We start from the raw sequence: 18512 nt of genomic DNA, 5'->3' as shown, positions 1-18512 counted from the left end.
CAGACGCCGGCGCGCGCCAGTCCTGGGCCAGCGTGCACGCACCAAAAACGTATACGAAAAGGGATACGACAAAGTGGACCGCCTGCCTCAAGCAGATTGCGTACCACCTCGCCGACGGCGCCCGCCTGCGGGGCCGGCCCGTCGCATGCTCAGTCCCGCGGCACCCATCCTTCTTCGGTCGCGCGCAGCAGCGGGCTTTCGAAGACGCCGATGACGCGTGCAGCGCGCTGTGGCCCCAGCGTGTCGCGCCAGCGCTGCCCCTGCCGCATTGCCACGCCAACGGCCGCCACTTCGACGCCGATGGACTCCAGCATGGTCCACGGTGCGAGCAGCGTGCGGCCGCTGCTCACGGCATCGTCCACCACCACGGCGCGCTTGCCCTGCACCAGCGGGAGCAGGTGCGGGTCGAGGTAGACGCGCTTGCCCGGCGTGGGCGTGGTGATGGACTGCACCGCGCCCGACAGCGTCTCGTCGTACCAGAACTTGCGCGAATAGCCCAGCGGCACGTAGCGCGCGTGGCCCAGGTGCCGTGCGACCAGCGGGGCGAAGGTCAGGCCCAGCGTGGGCAGGCCGATGACCACCTCGGGCGCGCTGGGCGCCAGGCGCTCGGCCAGCAGGCGCCCGAGCTCGTCCACCACTTCGAGCGATGCCTGGTTGCAGAGGAAGGAGGCGACGGCCAGGCTCGGGTCGTCCGCCATCTGGCGAATGGGCAGCATCAGCACGCGGCCGTCGGGCAGGGGGGCGGGCACGCCGTGGCGCCAGGGCGGCGTGAGCGGCGGTGCTGCGTCTGCCGGCAACAGCTGCTGCCAGTAATGGGTCGTGGGTTCGGTGAAATGCGGGACGGACGTGGTCATGGATCAGCGTGGCTCCTGAGGCAGTCCCAGGCCGGCGTGGATCGTATCGGCGAGCCGAGCCAGTCGCAGCGATTCCGGCTGGCCGTTGCGCTGCGGCTGCACTACGTCCAGCGCCTGTGCCAGATGGCGGCCTTCGCCGCTGCGCACCAGCGCGTCGACATGGATCTGACCGAAGAGGTCCCGCTGGGCATGGCTCCCGCCGATCTCGATCATGCGCGGCAGCGCGGTGCCCAAAGCCTCTGCGGCCTTCTTGAACTCGCCGCGCGCATGGGCCACCAGGCCATGGGCCGCGGGCACGCAGACCTTTTGCCAGGCATGGCGGCTGGCCTCGGGCGCCCTGGGCGCGAAGTCCTCGATCCGGGCCAGCAGGTCATCCGCCTCGGGCCGGCCGGCGCGGGCCAGGCCGTAGAGGTATTGCAGGTCCAGGAAGGGCAGCACCTGGTCCTGCGTGTGCTGGGCCAGGTAGCCGCCGAGTTCGGTCCAGCGCTCGCCCACGTCCTGTCCGGCCAGCTCTAGCCGGGCGAGCAGCGAGACGGCGCCGATCTGGTCCTGTGAATAGGCCTTGGCCACGCCCCAGCAATGCCGGTCGTGCACGGCCAGCGCCTCGTCCGCACGGTCCAGGTCGATGAGGAACAGCGCCAGGTGCCACCAGTTGTGCGTGACCATGAAGGAGTTGAGCCCCGTCCAGGTCTCGCTCACGTCCTCCATGAAGGCCAGGCCCTCGTGCAGCCGGCCCTCGGTGAGCATGACATGCGCCAGCGCATGGTGGGCCCAGGGCTCCTTGCGCTGCATCGTGATCGCGCGGCGGGCACTGGCCTCGGCCTCGCGCAGCCGGTGGCACTGTTCGAAGCCGAAGGCCACCATGCCATGCACCTGCGGCACGTCGGCCGCATGGGGCAGGGCGGCCAGACCCAGGCGCAGCATGCCGGCACAGTCGCCAAGGTTGAAGCAGTGGTATTGGCCCAGCTTGACGGAGACCAGGTCGCGTGGAAAGTCGCGGGCCTGTTGCTCATGTAGTTGTACCGCGCGGCGCATGTCGCCCTCGACCCAGGCGGCGACGGCCTCGATGAAGCGCTGTTCGCGTTGGGTGGCGCTGGCGGCACCGGCCCGTGCGCGGTCGATATGGGGCCGGGCGGCGGCGGGCGCATCGCCCGTCTCCGCGAACATCTGGAGCGCCGCGGCATAGGCCTGGAAGAGCGGGGCGTCGTCGTCGTGGCCCTCGGTGACCAGGTTGGCCGCCGTGGATTCGCAGGCCACGAAGCCCGAGGCGAAGTCGTCGATCAGCCGGCGGCTGGTGGTGTCGCTGACGCTGATCGGGTTGCCGAACGGATCGGCGGGCAAGTGGGAGGCGGCGGGCATGCATCCATTCTGCCGCCGCCTCTTCAACCGGGCATCAACCCCAGTGCAGCGCGGCCAGGTCGTTGCAGAAGATTGGCATCTGGGTCCACAGGCCCTTCACGCTCTTCTTGGCGATCACCGGGAACTGCGGCTGGTACATGAAGCCGTTGGCCGCGTCCTGGGCCAGCAGCTTCTGCGCGTCGCCCAGCAGCTTGTTGCGCTCCTTGGCGTCGCCTGTGGTCTTGATCTTGTCGTAGAGCTGGGTGAAGGCCTTGTTGTCGTAGCCCCAGTAGTAGTCGGGCTTGGAATAGTTGCCCAGGTCGAAGGGCTCGACGTGCGAAATGATGGACAGGTCGTAGTTGTGGCCGCCGCCGTAGGTCTGGCTCAGCCATTGGGCCCACTCGACGTTCTGCGTCTTGACGTTGATGCCTACCTTGGCCAACTGCGCCACGACCACCTCGCCGCCCTGGCGGGCATAAGGCGGGGGCGGCAGCGTCATGGTGAGTTCCAGCGGCAGCTTCACGCCGGCCTCGGCCAGCAGCTTCTTGGCCTTCTCGGGGTCGTAGGGGTTGATGCCGGTGGTGTCGACGTAGCCGGGCGCGCCGGGCACATAGTGGCTGCCGATGGGCGTGCCGAAGCCGTCGGCCGCGCCGTCGATGAAGGCCTTGCGGTCGATGGCGGCCAGGATGGCGCGGCGCACGCGCACGTCGTCCAGCGGCTTCTTCTTGCTGTTGATGGCGACGATGGTCTTGGCGCGCGAGCCGCCCAGGATCACCTGGAACTGCGGATTGGCCTTGAACTGCGGCACCACACGCGTGGCGATACGGGGGAAGGCGTCCACGTCGCCGGCCATCAGCGAGGCGGCCTGCGCCGCCGGGTCGGAGATGAAGCGGAAGATGATCTTGTTGAGCTTGGCGAGCTTGGGGTCGCGGAAGCCGTCCCACTTGCTGAGCGTCAGCGTGGAGCCCTTGGCCCAGGCGTCCAGCTTGTAGGGGCCGGTGCCCACGGGCTTGGCGGCGTTGCCGTCGGCGCTCTTGGGCTCGACGATCACGGCGGTGGCCTGGCCCAGCACGAAGGGCAGGTCGGGGTCGATCTCTTTATTGATCAGCACCACGGTGTAGTCGTCCACCGCCTGCGTGCTGATGGCGGCGAAGGTGCGCTTGTCCTTGTTGGTGCTCTTCTCGCCGCCGGCGCGGTCGAAGGCGAACTTGACCGTCTGCGCATTGAAGGGCTCGCCGTTGCTGAACTTGACGCCGCGGCGCAGCTTGAAGGTGTAGGTCTTCAGGTCGGGCGAGACTTCCCAGCTCTCGGCCAGCAGCGGCGACACGCTGCCATCGGCATTGATCTTGGTGAGCGTCTCCAGGATGTTGTAGAGCACGACCTCGCCGATGGCGGAGGCGGCGCCGGCGGTCGGGTCCAGGCCCGGCGGCTCCAGCGTCATGCCCAGCACCATGGTGTCCTTGCGGCTCTGGGCCAGCGAGGCGAGGGGGCTGGCCAGCGCGACGGAGGCGCTGCCGGTGACCAGGAGGGTGCGACGATTCAACATGAGGTGATCTCCGAAAAGGCTGACGGAAACGGGTCTCGAGCGGCCGGCGGCCCCTCGGCGCGGGCCATTGTGGCCCAACTCTGGAGCGGCTTTCAGGCCGCGTGCAGCACATCGCCGGAGGGCGCATGCTGCACCGCCTCCAGCAGGCTGCGGGTGTACGGGTGCTCCGCCTCGCGGAACAGCCGCTCGGGCGGTCCCTGCTCGACGATGCGGCCCTTGAGCACCACGCAGACGTCGTCGCACAGGTGGTTGACGACGGCCAGATCGTGGCTGATGAGCAGGTAGCTCACGCCGAACTGCTGCTGCAGGTCCTGCATGAGGTTGAGCACCTGGGCCTGCACCGACACGTCCAGCGCGCTCACCGGCTCGTCGGCCACGATCAGTTTGGGCCGCGTGATGAGGGCGCGGGCGATGGCGATGCGCTGGCGCTGGCCGCCCGAGAACTCGTGCGGGTACTTGTCGATGTCGGTGCTGCGCAGGCCCACGGCGGCCAGCGATTCGGCCGCGCGCTCGCGCTGCTCGGCGCGCGAGGCATTGGCCAGCGCGTCCAGTGGCTCGGCCACGATGCGGCCCACGGTCTGGCGCGGGTCGAGCGAGCCGTAGGGGTCCTGGAAGACCATCTGGAAGTCGCGGCGCGCGGTGCGCAGATCGGCGGCCGAGAGCTGGTTCAGGTCGCGACCCAGCAGTTCGATGCGGCCGGACGTGGGCTTGTCCAGCGCCATCACCAGCCGGGCGATGGTGGACTTGCCCGAGCCCGACTCGCCCACGATGCCCAGGCTGCGTCCGGCCTGCACCTCGAAGTTCACGCCGTTGAGGGCCTTGACGGTGGGTGGCGGAGAAAAGAGCTTCTCGCGCGGCAGCGCGTAGTGGCGGACCAGGTCGGTGACCTTCAGCAGGGGCGGGGTGCTCATCGGAAAGCCCTGGAGAGGAGAGAAGCGTCACGCAGCGCGCTGGCTGCGTCTTCGCGCATGACGAGGGCTCTAGCTGCGTTCATGCCGTGGCTCCTTCTGCCGCAGCCGCGGCGACGGCGTCCAGCCGCAGGCAGCGCACGGCATGGTCGCCCGGCAACTGCGTCGGCGGCACGGGCGTGGTGTGGCAATAGTCTTCGGTGAAACTGCAGCGGCCCGCGAACGGGCAGCCGGCCGGCAGGTCGACCAGCTCGGGCACGCTGCCGCGGATGGTGGCCAGCCGGCCCCCGCGCGGTGCGCCCAGCACGGGCCGGGCCGCGAACAGGCCCTGGGTGTAGGGATGCGCCTTGGCCGCGAACACCGAGGCCGTCGGCCCGCTCTCGACCACGCTGCCGCCGTACATCACCAGCATGCGCTGCACGTTGTTGGCGATCACGCCCAGGTCGTGCGAGATCAGGATCAGGCCCATGCCGCGCTCCTTCACCAAGTCCTGGATCAGATCGAGGATCTGCTTCTGGATGGTCACGTCCAGGGCGGTGGTGGGCTCGTCGGCGATCAGCAGGTCGGGCCCGCAGGCCAGCGCCATGGCGATGCCGATGCGCTGGCGCTGGCCGCCGGAGAACTGGTGCGGATAGGCGTCCAGCCGCGATGTCGCATCGGGAATGCCCACGCGGTCGAGCAGGGCCAGCACTTCCTTGCGCGCCTCGGCCTTCGACAGGCCGCGGTGCAGCCGCAGCGGTTCACCCACCTGGCGGGCGATGGTGTGCACGGGGTTCAGGGCCGTCATCGGCTCCTGGAACACCATGCCGATGCGGTTGCCGCGGATGCCGCACAGCGCCTTCTCGGGCAGGCCCACGAGTTCCTGGCCGTCGAAGCGAATGCTGCCGGTGACGCGGGCAGTGTTGGGCAGCAGACCCATCAGCGCCATCACGGTGATGGACTTGCCGCAGCCGGATTCGCCGACGATGCCCAGCGTTTCGCCGCGCTCCAGCGAGAAGGAAATGCCGCGCACCGCCTCGGCCGGGCCGCGGTGGGTCTGCAGGCCGATGTGCAGGTCGTTGACGTCGAGCAGGGCCATGGTCAGCGCGCCGCCCGGTGCAGGCCGGGCGCGTAAAGGGAGGCGGAAGGAATGCGGTTCATCGTGCGCGAGCCAGGCGAGGGTCGAGCAGGTCGCGCAGGCCGTCGCCCATCAGGTTCAGGCCGAGCACCGCCATGGCGATGGCCGCGCCGGGCCACACCGCCAGCAGCGGTTGCTGGAACATCAGCGTCTGCGCCTCGCTCAGCATGCGGCCCCACGAGGGCTGCGGCGGCTGCGTGCCAAGCCCCAGGTACGACAGCGCCGCCTCGGCCAGGATGGCGATGGCGAAGCGGATGGTGATCTGCACGATCAGCACTGCCGAAATGTTGGGCAGCACGTGCTGCACCGTGATCGCGAACGGCCCCTTGCCGCAGGCTTGCGCCGCCGCGATGTACTCGCGCGACCACACGGCATTGGCCGAGGCGCGCGTGATGCGCGCAAAGATCGGGATGTTGTAGATGCCGATGGCGATGATGGCGTTGACGATGCCCGCCCCGAACACGGCCGTCAGCATGATCGCCAGCAGGATCGCCGGGAAGGCCAGCGAGAAGTCGGTCAGGCGCATGATGGCCTCCTCGACCCAGCCGCGCCTGGCCGCCGCCAGCAGGCCCAGCGCCGTGCCGGCCACCAGGCCGATGCCCACCGCGATGATGCCCACCAGGATCGAGGCCCGCGCGCCCACCAGCAGCAGCGAGGCCACGTCGCGGCCGAAGGCGTCCGTGCCCAGCCAGTGCTTGGCCGACGGACCGGCCAGCTTGTTGGCCATGTCCATGTCGTAGGGCGACCAGGGCGTCCACACGAAGGACAGGGCGGCCGCCACGATCAGCGCCAGCGTGAGCACGCCGCCGATCATGAAGCTGCGGTGGCGCAGCGCTCGCTGCCAGAAGCCGTGCCGGCGCATGAGGCGGCCAGTGGCGGAGGGCGTGGCTGCAGGAGTGCCGGCGCTGCTCATATGTCGGAAGCCTTGATGCGCGGGTCGATCACGGCATAGAGCACGTCGACCACGAAGTTGACGATCACCACGAAGGCGGCCAGCAGCATCACGCAGTTGCGCACCACGACCAGGTCGCGATTGCTGATGGCCTGGAAGATCAGGCGACCCAGGCCCGGCAGGTAGAACACGTTCTCCACCACGATGGTGCCGGCCAGCAGTTCGGAGAACTGCATGCCCATCACCGTGATGACCGGGATCAGCGCATTGCGCAGCACGTGCAGCCACAGCACGGCGCGCTGGCTCACGCCCTTGGCGCGGGCGGTGCGCACAAAGTCCTCGCGCATCACCTCAAGCACCGCCGAGCGCGTGATGCGCGCCAGGATCGCGGCCTGCACCACCGCCAGCGACAGCGCGGGCAGCAGCAGCGACTTCACGCCGTCGAGGATGCCGCCCACGCCTTCGCCCCAGCCATCGAAGCCGCCCGCGGAGAACCATTGCAGCTTCACCGAGAACAGCAGGATCAGCAGGATGGCGAACCAGAAGTTGGGAATGGCGATGCCCACCTGCGTGAGGCCCATCAGGCCCACGTCGCCCAACTGGTTGTGGCGCGCGGCAGCGGTCATGCCCACCAGCAGCGCCAGCACCGTGGTCAGCAGCATGGCCATGAAGGCGAGGGGGATGGTCAGCTGCAGCCGCTCCAGGATCAGCTCGGCCACCGGCGAGCCGTAGGTGTAGCTGTCGCCCAGGTTGCCGGTGAGCATGCCGCCGACCCAGTGCCAGTAGCGCGTCCAGGCTGGCTGGTCCAAGCCCAGCTTGGTGGCCAGGGCCGCCACGGCATCGGGCGAGGCATCCGGGCCCATCAGCATCTGGGCCGCGTTGCCGGGCAGGATTTCGAGAACGAGGAAGATGATGACGGACGCCCCGATCAGGGTGCCGACCAGCGTCGTCAGACGCTTGAGAAGAAAGAGACTCATCGTGAAAGCTGGGCCCGCGAAGGCAAGCGGCGCAGCATAACCGGACAGGGGAATGATTCACGCGCATGCAACGTGCGTGCCCGCCCAGGGATAATCCGGGGATGGCCCTGATGATCACCGACGAATGCATCAACTGCGACGTCTGCGAGCCGGAGTGCCCCAACGATGCCATCTCGATGGGCGAATCCTTCTACCAGATCGATCCGCACCGTTGCACCGAATGCGTGGGCCACTTCGACGAACCGCAGTGCGTGCAGATCTGCCCGGTGGCCTGCATCCCGGTGAATCCCGCGCATGTGGAGACCCGGCCGATGCTGATGGCCAAGTACGAGCGGCTGACGGGCGCCGTGTCCGTGGAACCGGTCGAGCCGCAGCGTTGAGCGCTGCGGCTCGACCGGCCGCTTCACGCCTCCGACTTTTTCTTCTTCTTTTTCTTGGCGCCCGCGGGTGCCTCGCCCGCGGCACGTGCGCTGAAGTCGCCGCCGACGGTGGCGCGCTTGGGCGCGCGGGGCTTGTTCAGGTGGTGGTCGGCCAGTGCAGGCCCGGCGTGTTGCGCCGGGGGGTGGTCGAAGACGGCGGGCCGCTGACCATTGGCCCGGTCTTCCATCCGCTCCCGCTCGCGGGCCATGGCATCGGCGCGGCGCTGGATGCGGTCGGTCTGGGCCTGCGCCTCGCGGGCCTTCTGGGGAGATGACGGCGGGGTCTCGTCGAGCGAGCGCCCGTTGTCGCAGGGGATCTGGCTGTAGGTGTTGCCGCAGCGCCAGATGGTCCCGCTGCGCGTCGGCTGGGGCTGCGCCTGCGCTGCTGCAGTCGTTGCCAGCAGCACCGTCAGCACGGCGAGCATGGAGTGCCGGCCCGGGCGCCGCCCTGGATGATCGTGGTGCGCCGGTTGTTGGTGGTGGATGGGTCGCACGGTTCCTCCCTGATCGAACGAGTGGTGGATCTAGCCTGGCGGTTTTTCCGCAGGCGCGTTCTCCTGGCGCGGCGGCTTGGGCCGGGGCGGCTTGTGGGTGTGGATCTGTTGCATCGCGGCGGTTATGTCGCCGGCCAGGAGGGTGGGGACCGCCCGCAGGCTGCGGACGATGGCGTCGTCGATGGCTTCGCGTTGTTCGCGCAGCGGCTTCTTCAGCACCCAGTTCACCACCTCGGACTTCACGCCCGGATGGCCGATGCCGACGCGCAGCCGCCAGTAGTCGCCGGTGCCCAACTGCGCATGGATGTCGCGCAGGCCGTTGTGGCCGGCGTGGCTGCCACCGAACTTGAGCTTGGCCTGGCCGGGCACCACGTCCAGCTCGTCGTGCACCACCAGGATTTCTTCCGGCGCGATCTTGAAGAAGCGGGCGAGCGCCGCCACCGACTTGCCCGACAGGTTCATGAAGGTCTGCGGCTCCAGCAGCCAGACTGTCTGGCCGCCCACATTCGTTCTGGCGGCCAGGCCGTGGTAGCTGCGCTCGGGTGCGAGGTGGAGCTTCCAGTCGCGGGCGAGGGCGTCGATCCACCAGAAGCCGGCGTTGTGGCGCGTGTCCTCATACTCGGGCCCCGGATTGCCGAGGCCGACGAAGAGCTTGATCATGGATGGATTATCCCGGCGCCTGGCCGGGCGAAGGAGAGAAGGAGTGGGCGATCCGCCCATGAAAAAGGCCCGCGCGAGGCGGGCCTGTTCGAGCCGTGAGGCGGGCGCACCGAAGGTGCGCAGCCTCGGGCAAAGAAGCAATTACTTCTTCTTGCCCTTGCCCTTGGCGGGCTCGGCAGCCGGAGCGGGCGCAGCAGCAGGCGCCTCTTCCTCGACCACAGGCGCCACGGCCGACACGATCACGGGGTTCGGCTTGCCATGGGTGATGGCCTTGGCGCGGCCCGGCAGCTTGATGTCGGCCAGGTGCACGGTACCGCCAGCAGCCAGACCCGACAGGTCGACCTCGATGAACTCGGGCAGGTCGGCCGGCAGCACGCTGATTTCGATTTCCGTCATCACGTGGTTCACCAGGTTCTGGTGCAGCTTGACGGCTTCGGACTCTTCCTCACCCTTGAAGTGCAGCGGCACCTTCACGGTCAGGCGGGTGCGGGCATCGACGCGCTGGAAGTCCACGTGCTGGACCAGCTGCTTGTACGGGTGGTACTGCACATCGCGCAGCAGCACCTTGGTCACGTTGCCGCCCAGGTCCATCTCGAGGATGGAGGAGTGGAAGGCTTCCTTCTTCAGGGCGTGCCACAGGGCGTTGTGGTCGAGTTCGACCAGTTGCGGCTGGCCTTCGCCACCGTAGACGATGCCGGGCGTCTTGCCCGAATTGCGGAGACGGCGGCTCGCACCCGTGCCCTGCTTGGCGCGCTCGAAAGCGACAAATTTCATAAGTGACTCCTGTGAGGTCCAGGCCAAAGACCCGCCTCTGTGGCACCCACCGCGACCAGTGCGGTGCCGTTCGACAAAAAGGCGCCGCGAGGGCGCCCACTGAAAGTTCCAGGACCGGAGTGCGCCTCAGGCGGCGCTGTCCGAATCCGAGAACAGGCTCATGACCGATTCGCCGTTGGCGATACGGTGGATGGTTTCCGCGAAGAGGGGGGCCACGGACAGCTGGCGGATCTTGCCGCAGGCCAGGGCGCCGTCGGACAGCGGGATGGTGTTGGTGACGCAGACCTCGTCGAGGGCTGAGCCCTGGGCGATGCGCTCGATGGCGGGACCCGAGAAGACCGGGTGCGTGCAGTAGGCGTACACCTTCTTGGCGCCGCGCTCCTTGAGCACCTCCGCCGCCTTCACCAGCGTGCCGGCCGTGTCGATCATGTCGTCCATGATCACGCAGTTGCGGCCTTCGATCTCGCCGATGACGTGCATCACCTCACTGACGTTGGCCTTGGGGCGGCGCTTGTCGATGATGGCCAGGTCGCAGCCCAGTTGCTTGGCGATGGCGCGGGCACGCACCACGCCGCCGACGTCGGGGCTCACCACCATCAGGTCTTCGTAGTTCTTGGTGCGCAGGTCGCCCAGCAGAACCGGAGAGGCGTAGATGTTGTCGACGGGGATGTCGAAGAAACCCTGGATCTGGTCGGCGTGCAGGTCCATCGTCAGGACGCGCGAGACGCCGACGGTCTGCAGCAGGTTGGCGACGACCTTGGCCGAGATCGGCACGCGCGAGGAGCGCGGGCGGCGGTCCTGGCGGGCATAGCCGAAGTAGGGAATCACGGCGCTGATCCGCTCGGCCGAGGCGCGCTTGAGCGCGTCGACCATGATCAGCAGTTCCATCAGGTTTTCGTTCGTGGGCGCACAGGTGGACTGCACCACGAAGACCTCACGGGCCCGCACGTTCTGGTTGATTTCGACCGTGACCTCGCCATCGGAGAAGCGGCCGACACGCGCAGCGCCAAGCGAGGTGCCGAGATGCTGGACGATCTCTGCTGCCATGCCAGGGTTGGCATTGCCGGTGAAAACCATGAAGTCAGGATGTGGGGCCTGCATGTGCGCTTCCCGGCGGTCAGAGAGAAAAGGTGGGGCCTGATGCTTTAAAGCATTTGGCAGGGGAGGAAGGACTCGAACCCTCGAATGCCGGAATCAAAATCCGGTGCCTTAACCAACTTGGCGACTCCCCTACACAGGAGGACGGTCCAGTGACCATCCACCGATGAATGTCGCAACCAATCGCGAGCGACTGGTTATTGCCTACGCGGCCCAGCCCTGAAGAGGATGGTGAGCGAGATTGCTGCAGATCCGATATTGCCAACCCTCGGGAAGATCCTTCGAGAGCTGATCGATCGGGCCTTGCGGCGCATCGTTCGGCAGCTGCGCGAAGACGGCACTTCCGGAGCCGGTCATCCTGGCACTGAGGCCTTGTGCATCGAGCCATTGAAGGGCTTGACTCACTTGCGGACAAAGCCGCTGGGCAACCGGCTGCAGGTCGTTGTGTCCGAATTGGAAGATTCGTTTGCCGTCCTGAGCAGCGAAGACAGAAACTATAGCAGGTTTTGTGGACCTGTGAAGATCATCCGCAGAAAAAATAAGGCGTGTGTCGAGTCCAGCCTCTGGCTTGAGCACGGCGAAGCGGGCTGCGGGCAGCGTCAGCGGAGTGATCTGCTCGCCGATGCCCGCGACCCACGCATTGCGGCCGCGCAGAAAGAAGGGCACGTCGGCGCCCAGGGTGAGGCCGATGCGTTCGAGTTCGGCCAGCGGCAGATCCAACCGCCAGAGCCGGTTCAGCGCCAGGAGGCAGGTGGCCGCATCCGATGAGCCGCCGCCCATGCCCGCCTGCGCCGGTATGCGCTTGTGCACGCCGATGTGGGCACCCTGCTGCGTGCCGGTCGCGCTCTTCAGCGCGCGGGCGGCGAGCAATACGAGATCGTCGGCGGGCAGGGGTTGTCCCAGGTCTTCGCGCGACAGGCCACCGTCCAGGCGCCGCTCCACATGCAGCGTGTCGCACCAGTCGATCAGCATGAACGCCGACTGCAGCAGGTGGTAGCCATCTGCGCGCCGACCGGTGATGTGAAGGAAGAGGTTCAGCTTGGCAGGCGCGGGCAGGTCATAGAGGGCCTTCATGGCGAAGGGCGCTCGAAGACGACCCGTAGCTGCGCGGTGGGCAAGGGGGCATCGCGCGTCGCCTGGAGTCGGCCTTGCGCCACCTGCGACAGTTCGGCCCGCCAGCCCGGGACCTGGGCCGGACGGCCCTGCAGCCATTCGAACAATGCGTCGATGGGCAGTGCCGCGCCCGTCACAGCCTCGGTCAGCGCGGCGATGGAGGCGAAGCGTCGCTGCTGGGCGCCATCGCGCAGCACGGCGGTGCCGGGGCTCCATTGCAGGGCGCCCAGGGTGTTGCCAAGCGGCGTGGTCAGCAAGAGCTCGCCCTGCTCCGGATTGCCGTCCAGCTCGAACACGGCTGCGAAAGACTGCGGCGGATTGCTGTCGACCGACAGGGACAGGCGCCCGCTCCAGTGGCTGCTGCCGGCCTCCGCGCGACGTGCCGCCTGCGGGGCGGCGCAGCCGGCCAGCGCAAGGGCGGCGCCCGCAGCGCTGGTCATCAGCAGGCGGCGCTTCACAGCTTGACGCGCAGGCGCCGCAGCGTGGCCTGCAGGGTCTCGTTCTCCGCATCGGCCATGGAGGCCTCGCGCCAGATGCTCAATGCACGGTCGTGTTGGCCCTGCGCCCACAGCACCTCGCCGAGATGGGCGCCGATCTCCGGATCGGGCCGCGTCTTGTAGGCGCCTTCGAGGATGCGCTGCGCCTCGGCCATATTGCCGAGCCGGAACTCGACCCAACCCAGGCTGTCGGCGATGAAGGGATCGTTGGGCGAAAGTTCCACCGCCTTGCGGATCAACTGGCGGGCTTCCGGAAGACGGATGCTCCGATCGGCGAGCGAATAGCCCAGCGCGTTGTACGCGTTGGCATTGTCCGGCTTGAGGGCGATCACGCGGCGCAGCAGCCGTTCGGTCTCGTCCACGCGGTTGAGCTTCTCGGCCGCCATGGCGAGGTCGTAGAGCAGGTCGGCGTCGTTCGGCGCCTGGGCGCTGGCGGCGGCAAGCAGGTCGTACACGGCCTGGTTCATCTTGGCCTCACGCAGCACCTGGGCTTCGGCCTGCAATTGCTGGCGGCGGTCGGCATCCGTGCGTGCGGGCATGCTGCGCACGATCTGGCGTGCCTCGGCCACCTTGCCTTGCTTGGCCAGCAGCATCGCCCGACGCAACTGGGCGGACGCCATGTCCTCGTCGCCCTCCACGCGCGACAGGTACTGTTCGGCGGCGGCGAAATCCTTGCGACGTTCTGCCAACTGGGCGAGCTGCAGGTAGGCCTGCGCAATGCCGCGGGCGCGTTCGTCCGCATCGCTCTGGCCGGTGGCGAGGTCCAGGTAGCGCTGCAGGGACGTCTGCGCGGCCGCGTCCTGATGGACCTGCGCCTGCAGAGAGCCGAGCAGCAGCCAGGGATCGGGCAGGTCGGGTCGGCTGCGCGTAAGCGTCTCCATCTGCGCCGTGGCCTCGTCGTAGCGCTGCCCCAGTGCCAGTGCGCGGGCATAGGCCACGCGCGCCTCGGGCAGGGCGTCCTCCTGGCTCAGGTAGCGGCGCACGAGCGCCTCGGCGTCGGGCCGGGACGGGTCCATCAGTTCGAGTGCCAGCACGGCAGGCGCGTCGGCCTTCGGGTCGGCGGCGTTGCCCTGCTGCGCAGCCGCCAGGGCGCCGGCGGTGTCGGCCGCGTTCAGGCGCAGACGGCCGACGGCCGCCCAGGCCAGTCCAGCCGAGGGGGCGCCCGCCTTCAGTTCATCCGACAGGCCTTGTTCGAAGGCCTGGGCAGCGGCCTGCTTGTTGGACGCCCGGCTGTAGGCCCTGACGGCGCTCGCAAGGGCTGCGGGGCGCTCCGGCACCGGCGTGGCGGCGAGGTCCGCACGCAGCGGGTCCACGGTCTCGGTCAGGCGGCCCAGCAGGATCAGGATCTGCAGCTCCAGCCGGCGCGGCTCCCGGGCGTCCGGAATGGCCTGTTTCCAGGCACGAACGGCCACCAGGGCGGCTTCGGGCGAGCGGGCGCGCACGGCGACATCGACGGCGCGCTGGAAGAGGGCCGGCTCGCGGGTACGGCGAGCGGAGTCCAGAAGCAGTTGGAAGCCCTCGACCGGATCGCCGTCGCGGGCGTTGAGTTCGCCCAGCAGCACTTCGTAGAACAGCTCGGCCGTCATGGCCGAGGGCTGGGCGGGTTCCGCGGCCGGGGCGGGCGGCGCGGGTGGTGGACCGGGGGGCACCGACTGCGCGGCGGCGCTGAGCGAGGCGAGGGTCAGAACGGCTGTCGCCAGATGGCGCCGGCGGGGCAAGGGACTCATCGAACCATAATAATCCAAGCCTTTGTCCGCATCTGGGGCGAGGGCGATGGTGCGCTGCTCCTGCGCATGCGGCCTGTTCCGATGCCCGAGCTCCCAGAAGTCGAAGTCACCCGCCGCGGTTTTGCCGAGCGCATTGCCGGCGGCGTCATCACCGCCCTGCGTGTGGGCAAGCCGCTGCGATGGGCGCTCGAGGTGGACCCGGACGCGCTGGTCGGGCGCACCGTGGTGCAGGTGCGGCGGCGTGGCAAGTACCTGCTGATCGATCTCGACCAGGGCATGCTGCTGGTGCACCTGGGCATGTCGGGCAGCCTGCGGTTTGCGCCGGCGCTGCCCGAGCCCGGACCGCACGACCACTTCGACCTGACCACCACGCGTGGCACGCTGCGGTTGAACGATCCGCGGCGCTTCGGCGCGGTGATCCATGTCGATGGCGAGGACGCGCCGCTGGCGCGCAAGCTGCTGGGTGGTCTGGGCATGGAGCCGCTCGGCGATGCCTTCGACCTCGGCCGCTTCCACGAGGGGCTGAGAAGACGGCGTGCGCCGGTCAAGCAGGTGCTTCTGGCCGGCGATGTGGTGGTGGGGGTCGGCAACATCTACGCCTCCGAGGCACTGTTCCTTGCCGGCATCCGGCCGACGGTGCCCGCGGCCCGCATTTCACGGCCGCGTGCCGCACGGCTGCATGCCGCCGTCCGAGAGGTGTTGGCGCGTGCGGTCGAGGCGGGCGGCAGCACGCTGCGCGATTTCTCCCACATCGACGGTCAGGCTGGGCACTTCCAGCTCCAGGCCATGGTCTACGGACGGGCAGGCGAGCCCTGCCGGCAATGCGGCGCGCCGATCCGGCTTCTGCGCCAGGGCCAGCGCTCGACCTATTTCTGCCCGAATTGCCAGAAGGCTTGAGCGCCGTACGGACCGGAGCCTCGGGCGCCGGCGCCTCGCCGCAGGGCGGTGAAGGGTATTCGCAACTGTTATATTTTGTAAATTCTTTCGCAGGCGTCCGTGAGCGTTCCTTTCTCCCAGCAGTTCGAGCAGCACGGTGCCTGGCGACGCAGTCTGGCCCATCGGCTGCGTTGGCTGGCTTCCTGGCTGGGCGACAACGACCTGCTCGACGACGCCGTGGCCGAGCGGCTGAGGCATGCCGAGTCCCTGATGCGCGACAGCCGGGTCATGGTGGCCTTCGTCGCGGAGTTCTCGCGCGGCAAGTCCGAGCTGATCAACGCCTTGTTCTTTGCGGACTATGGCCGGCGCATCATGCCGGCCAGCGCCGGACGCACCACCATGTGCCCCGTGGAGCTTCGCCATGACGCGGGGCAGGCCCCCGGGCTGCGGCTGCTGCCGATCGACACGCGGCTCGTTCCCCGGTCGCTGCAGCAGTGGCGCGAATCGTCCGAGGGCTGGACCGGGATTGCGCTGTCGCCCGATGACGGCGAGCAGCTCGCGGCCGCCATGCAGAAAGTGGCCGAGGTCGACCGTGTCCCGCTCGAACGGGCCAAGGCGCTGGGTTTCTGGCGCGAGGACGCCTGCGACGACGCCCTGCCCGTGGATGCCCATCGGCACGTCGAGGTCCCGCGCTGGCGCCATGCGGTGCTCAACCTTCCGCATCCTCTGCTGGAGCAGGGCCTGGTCATCCTGGACACGCCGGGGCTCAACGCCATCGGCGCCGAGCCCGAGCTCACGATGAGCCTGCTGCCCCAGGCCCACGCAGTGCTGTTCATCCTGGGGGCCGACACGGGCGTGACCCGCTCCGACCTCGCCATCTGGCGCGAACACCTGGGCGAGGCCGCACCGGCCGTTGCCTCGCGCATCGTCGCGCTGAACAAGATCGACACGCTGTGGGACTCGCTCAGCGCACCCGGACAGATCGAGGCCCAGATCGAGCGGCAGTGCGCCCTGTCCGCAGACATGCTGGGCGTGCCCCGCCGGCGCGTGCTGCCGGTATCGGCGCAGAAGGGCCTGCAGGCGCGCATCGCAGGCGATGCGCCGCTGCTGCAGGCCAGCCGGTTGCCGGCCCTCGAGGCGCTGCTGGGCCAGGGGCTGCTCGCCGAACGGGAGGCCATCCTGCGCCGCGCCGTGGAGGGCGGGCTGGACGCCGTGCGCGCCGAGGCGCAGCGCATCCTGCGCCTGCGCCAGCGGGAGCTGACGGAGCAGGGCATGGAGCTCGAAGGCCTGCGCGGCAAGAACACCGCCACGCTGCGGCACATGATGCGCCGGGTCGAGCAGGAACAGTCGGAATTCGAGGCGGGGGCCGAACGCGTCTCGGCCCTGCGCGCCGTGCTGGGCAAGCGCATGCGCGAGATGCAGGCCGTTCTCGGCCCGACGGCACTCAAGTCCGACATGGCGCAGTTTGCGCAGGCATTGGGCCGGCCCGGCATCAAGCTGCAGCTTGCGCAGGTCTACGCCCGCACCTTCGACGGGCTGCGCACCAACCTCTGCGATGTGCAGGCCACCATGGCCGAGTTGCAGGCCATGCTGCATGCGGCCTTCCGCCAACTCAATGCCGAACATGGCTTTGCCCTGCAGGCCCCGGCCGAGCCCGATCTGTCGAAGTACATTGCCGAGATGAGCAGCATCGAGCAGAGCCATCTGCACTACCTTGGCATGGGCAACATCCTGCGCCTCGTGCAATCCGAATTCTGCGAGCGGCTGGCGCAGGCCCTGTCCAGCCGCGTGCGCACCGTCCGCGATGCCGCCCTGGGCGAGATCGAAGACTGGCGCCGCAGCGCCTTCTCCCAGATGGACCGCCAGATGAACGAGCGCCGTGCGACCTATGCCCGGCGCGTGGAGTCGATGGCCCGCGTGCGCGACGCCGCCAGCAGCCTGGACGAGCGCCTGGCGGAACTGGCCGGCCAGGGCGCGCAGCTGCGGGCCCTGGAGCAGCGGCTGCGCGACCTCTGCGAGGTGCTCGTCGGCCGCAAGCCCGAGCCCGGCGCCCCGCCGGCTGCCGGCGACACCCAATTGCGCGCGGCGTGAGATCCGCCGCGACCGACGCCGCACCGGTCGTGCGGCAGGCGCGCCAATGCGCCGATGCGTTCTGGCTGCGCCTGGTGACCTGGCAGAAGACGCATGGCCGCAGCAGCCTGCCCTGGCAGAACACCCGCGACCCGTACCGGGTCTGGCTGTCCGAGATCATGCTGCAGCAGACGCAGGTGTCGACCGTGCTGGGCTACTACGAGCGCTTCCTGACGCGCTGTCCCACGGTGGCGGATTTGGCCGCAGCGCCCGAGGACGAGGTCATGGCCCTGTGGAGCGGACTGGGCTACTACAGCCGCGCACGCAACTTGCACCGCTGCGCCCAGGACGTGGTCGCGCGCTTCGGCGGCAGCTTTCCGTACAGCGCCGAACTGCTGCAGACGCTGCCCGGCATCGGCCGCTCCACGGCGTCCGCCATCGCCGCCTTCTGCTTCGGCGAGCGGGTGTCGATCATGGACGGCAACGTCAAGCGCGTGCTCTCGCGCCTGCTGGCCTTCGAGGGCGACCTGGCGAGCACCGCCAACGAGAAACTGCTGTGGAAGGCGGCCGACGAACTGCTGCCGCCCGAGGGCGACACCGAGGCCATCTCCCGCTACACGCAGGGGCTGATGGACCTGGGTGCCACGGTCTGCCTGCCCCGCCAGCCGCAGTGCCTGATCTGCCCGGTCGAGGCGCTGTGCGAAGGCCGCCGGCAGGGCGATCCGGCGCGGCTGCCCATCAAGACACGCAAGCTCAAGCGCAGCGCGCAGTCGCTGTGGCTGCTGCTGGCGCGCTCGGCCGACGGGGAGGCGGTGTGGTTGCAGAAGCGGCCGGCCAGTGGCATTTGGTCCGGCCTGCATGCGCTGCCGGTCTTCGACAGCGCCGAAGCGCTGGAGGCGGTCATGCCAGAGGCGTTGCGCCCGGCGTTGCGGCATCTGCCGGCTTTCCTGCATGTGCTCACGCACAAGGACCTGCATCTGCACCCCGTCCAGGTCGACGCGGCGCGCAGCGACATGGCTGGCCTGGAGGGGCGGTGGGTGGCCGCCGAGGACTGGCCGGCGCTGGGCCTGCCTGCGCCGGTGCGTCGGTTGCTGGAAGAGCGCCCCACCCGGATCATCGGCTGAGCCCGCCGGGTGGGACCCGGGTCAGGAC

At 68.9% G+C, this 18512-nt stretch carries 18 protein-coding genes and 1 tRNA gene; 4 read left to right on the top strand and 15 right to left on the bottom strand.

All coding sequences use genetic code 11. The annotated features are described in order from the left end of the window. Positions 1-149 precede the first annotated feature (149 nt). The 7 genes from DFR41_RS26460 to DFR41_RS26430 all read right to left on the bottom strand — a co-directional run bounded on the left by DFR41_RS26460 (position 150) and on the right by DFR41_RS26430 (position 7632). On the bottom strand, positions 150-854 hold the full coding sequence (locus DFR41_RS26460; RefSeq protein ID WP_114804930.1) for a phosphoribosyltransferase: 705 nt from the start codon (positions 852-854) through the stop codon (positions 150-152). Positions 855-857: 3 nt separating this feature from the next. Continuing rightward, positions 858-2213 carry a tetratricopeptide repeat protein gene (locus DFR41_RS26455; RefSeq protein ID WP_114804929.1) on the bottom strand — a complete coding sequence of 452 codons (1356 nt, stop codon included), beginning with the start codon at positions 2211-2213 and terminating at the stop codon, positions 858-860. Between the two features lie 34 nt (positions 2214-2247). Then, complete coding sequence (locus DFR41_RS26450; RefSeq protein WP_017762151.1) at positions 2248-3738, bottom strand: ABC transporter substrate-binding protein; 1491 nt, start codon at positions 3736-3738, stop codon at positions 2248-2250. A gap of 92 nt (positions 3739-3830) precedes the next feature. Continuing rightward, positions 3831-4649: an ATP-binding cassette domain-containing protein gene (locus DFR41_RS26445; RefSeq protein WP_017762150.1), complete on the bottom strand. Its 819-nt coding sequence runs from the start codon at positions 4647-4649 to the stop codon at positions 3831-3833. 79 nt (positions 4650-4728) lie between these two features. After that, on the bottom strand, positions 4729-5724 hold the full coding sequence (locus tag DFR41_RS26440; RefSeq protein WP_017762149.1) for an ABC transporter ATP-binding protein: 996 nt from the start codon (positions 5722-5724) through the stop codon (positions 4729-4731). 58 nt (positions 5725-5782) lie between these two features. Continuing rightward, on the bottom strand, positions 5783-6676 hold the full coding sequence (locus DFR41_RS26435) for an ABC transporter permease (protein ID WP_017762148.1): 894 nt from the start codon (positions 6674-6676) through the stop codon (positions 5783-5785). Then, positions 6673-7632, bottom strand: a complete 960-nt coding sequence (locus tag DFR41_RS26430; protein ID WP_114804928.1) for an ABC transporter permease — start codon at positions 7630-7632, stop codon at positions 6673-6675. Before DFR41_RS26430 ends, DFR41_RS26435 begins: the two co-directional genes overlap by 4 nt. Before the next feature lie 101 nt (positions 7633-7733). Here DFR41_RS26430 and DFR41_RS26425 point away from each other — a divergent pair, with 101 nt between their 5' ends. Continuing rightward, entirely contained in the window at positions 7734-8012 is a 279-nt protein-coding gene (locus tag DFR41_RS26425) for a YfhL family 4Fe-4S dicluster ferredoxin (protein WP_114804927.1), read from the top strand. A 23-nt stretch (positions 8013-8035) separates the two neighbouring features. Here the strand turns inward: DFR41_RS26425 and DFR41_RS26420 are convergent, their stop codons facing one another. The 8 genes from DFR41_RS26420 to DFR41_RS26385 all read right to left on the bottom strand — a co-directional run bounded on the left by DFR41_RS26420 (position 8036) and on the right by DFR41_RS26385 (position 14273). Beyond that, on the bottom strand, positions 8036-8476 hold the full coding sequence (locus DFR41_RS26420; protein WP_114804926.1) for a hypothetical protein: 441 nt from the start codon (positions 8474-8476) through the stop codon (positions 8036-8038). A 99-nt stretch (positions 8477-8575) separates the two neighbouring features. Further along, a complete protein-coding gene (pth, locus tag DFR41_RS26415) occupies positions 8576-9205 on the bottom strand; it encodes an aminoacyl-tRNA hydrolase (RefSeq protein ID WP_114804925.1) in 630 nt (209 codons plus the stop codon). A 141-nt stretch (positions 9206-9346) separates the two neighbouring features. Next, positions 9347-9979, bottom strand: coding sequence for a 50S ribosomal protein L25/general stress protein Ctc (locus DFR41_RS26410; RefSeq protein ID WP_017758154.1), 633 nt, complete (start codon positions 9977-9979; stop codon positions 9347-9349). 126 nt (positions 9980-10105) lie between these two features. Then, positions 10106-11080 carry a ribose-phosphate pyrophosphokinase gene (locus DFR41_RS26405; protein ID WP_017758153.1) on the bottom strand — a complete coding sequence of 325 codons (975 nt, stop codon included), beginning with the start codon at positions 11078-11080 and terminating at the stop codon, positions 10106-10108. A gap of 54 nt (positions 11081-11134) precedes the next feature. Further along, positions 11135-11211 (bottom strand) — tRNA-Gln (locus DFR41_RS26400). 70 nt (positions 11212-11281) lie between these two features. Continuing rightward, the gene (gene ispE / locus DFR41_RS26395; protein WP_114804924.1) at positions 11282-12151 is read right to left on the bottom strand and encodes a 4-(cytidine 5'-diphospho)-2-C-methyl-D-erythritol kinase; all 870 of its coding nucleotides are present in this window, start codon (positions 12149-12151) and stop codon (positions 11282-11284) included. Beyond that, positions 12148-12630, bottom strand: a complete 483-nt coding sequence (locus tag DFR41_RS26390; protein WP_114804950.1) for an outer membrane lipoprotein LolB — start codon at positions 12628-12630, stop codon at positions 12148-12150. Before DFR41_RS26390 ends, ispE begins: the two co-directional genes overlap by 4 nt. A 14-nt stretch (positions 12631-12644) precedes the next feature. Continuing rightward, complete coding sequence (locus tag DFR41_RS26385; RefSeq protein ID WP_244917890.1) at positions 12645-14273, bottom strand: tetratricopeptide repeat protein; 1629 nt, start codon at positions 14271-14273, stop codon at positions 12645-12647. 222 nt (positions 14274-14495) lie between these two features. On the opposite strand from DFR41_RS26385, the gene mutM reads away from it, so the two are divergent. The 3 genes from mutM to mutY all read left to right on the top strand — a co-directional run bounded on the left by mutM (position 14496) and on the right by mutY (position 18484). After that, entirely contained in the window at positions 14496-15311 is an 816-nt protein-coding gene (gene mutM / locus DFR41_RS26380; RefSeq protein ID WP_017758149.1) for a bifunctional DNA-formamidopyrimidine glycosylase/DNA-(apurinic or apyrimidinic site) lyase, read from the top strand. A 99-nt stretch (positions 15312-15410) separates the two neighbouring features. Then, a complete protein-coding gene (locus DFR41_RS26375) occupies positions 15411-17381 on the top strand; it encodes a dynamin family protein (RefSeq protein WP_114804922.1) in 1971 nt (656 codons plus the stop codon). Positions 17382-17410: 29 nt separating this feature from the next. Then, positions 17411-18484, top strand: a complete 1074-nt coding sequence (gene mutY, locus DFR41_RS26370) for an A/G-specific adenine glycosylase (RefSeq protein WP_114804949.1) — start codon at positions 17411-17413, stop codon at positions 18482-18484. Positions 18485-18512 lie beyond the last annotated feature (28 nt).

Origin of the sequence: Pseudacidovorax intermedius, assembly GCF_003350475.1 — a bacterium.
Classification (GTDB): Bacteria; Pseudomonadota; Gammaproteobacteria; order Burkholderiales; family Burkholderiaceae_C; genus Xenophilus; species Xenophilus intermedius.
The sequence above is the reverse complement of the archived record's forward strand: the minus strand, read 5'-3'. Positions and strand labels throughout refer to the sequence as shown.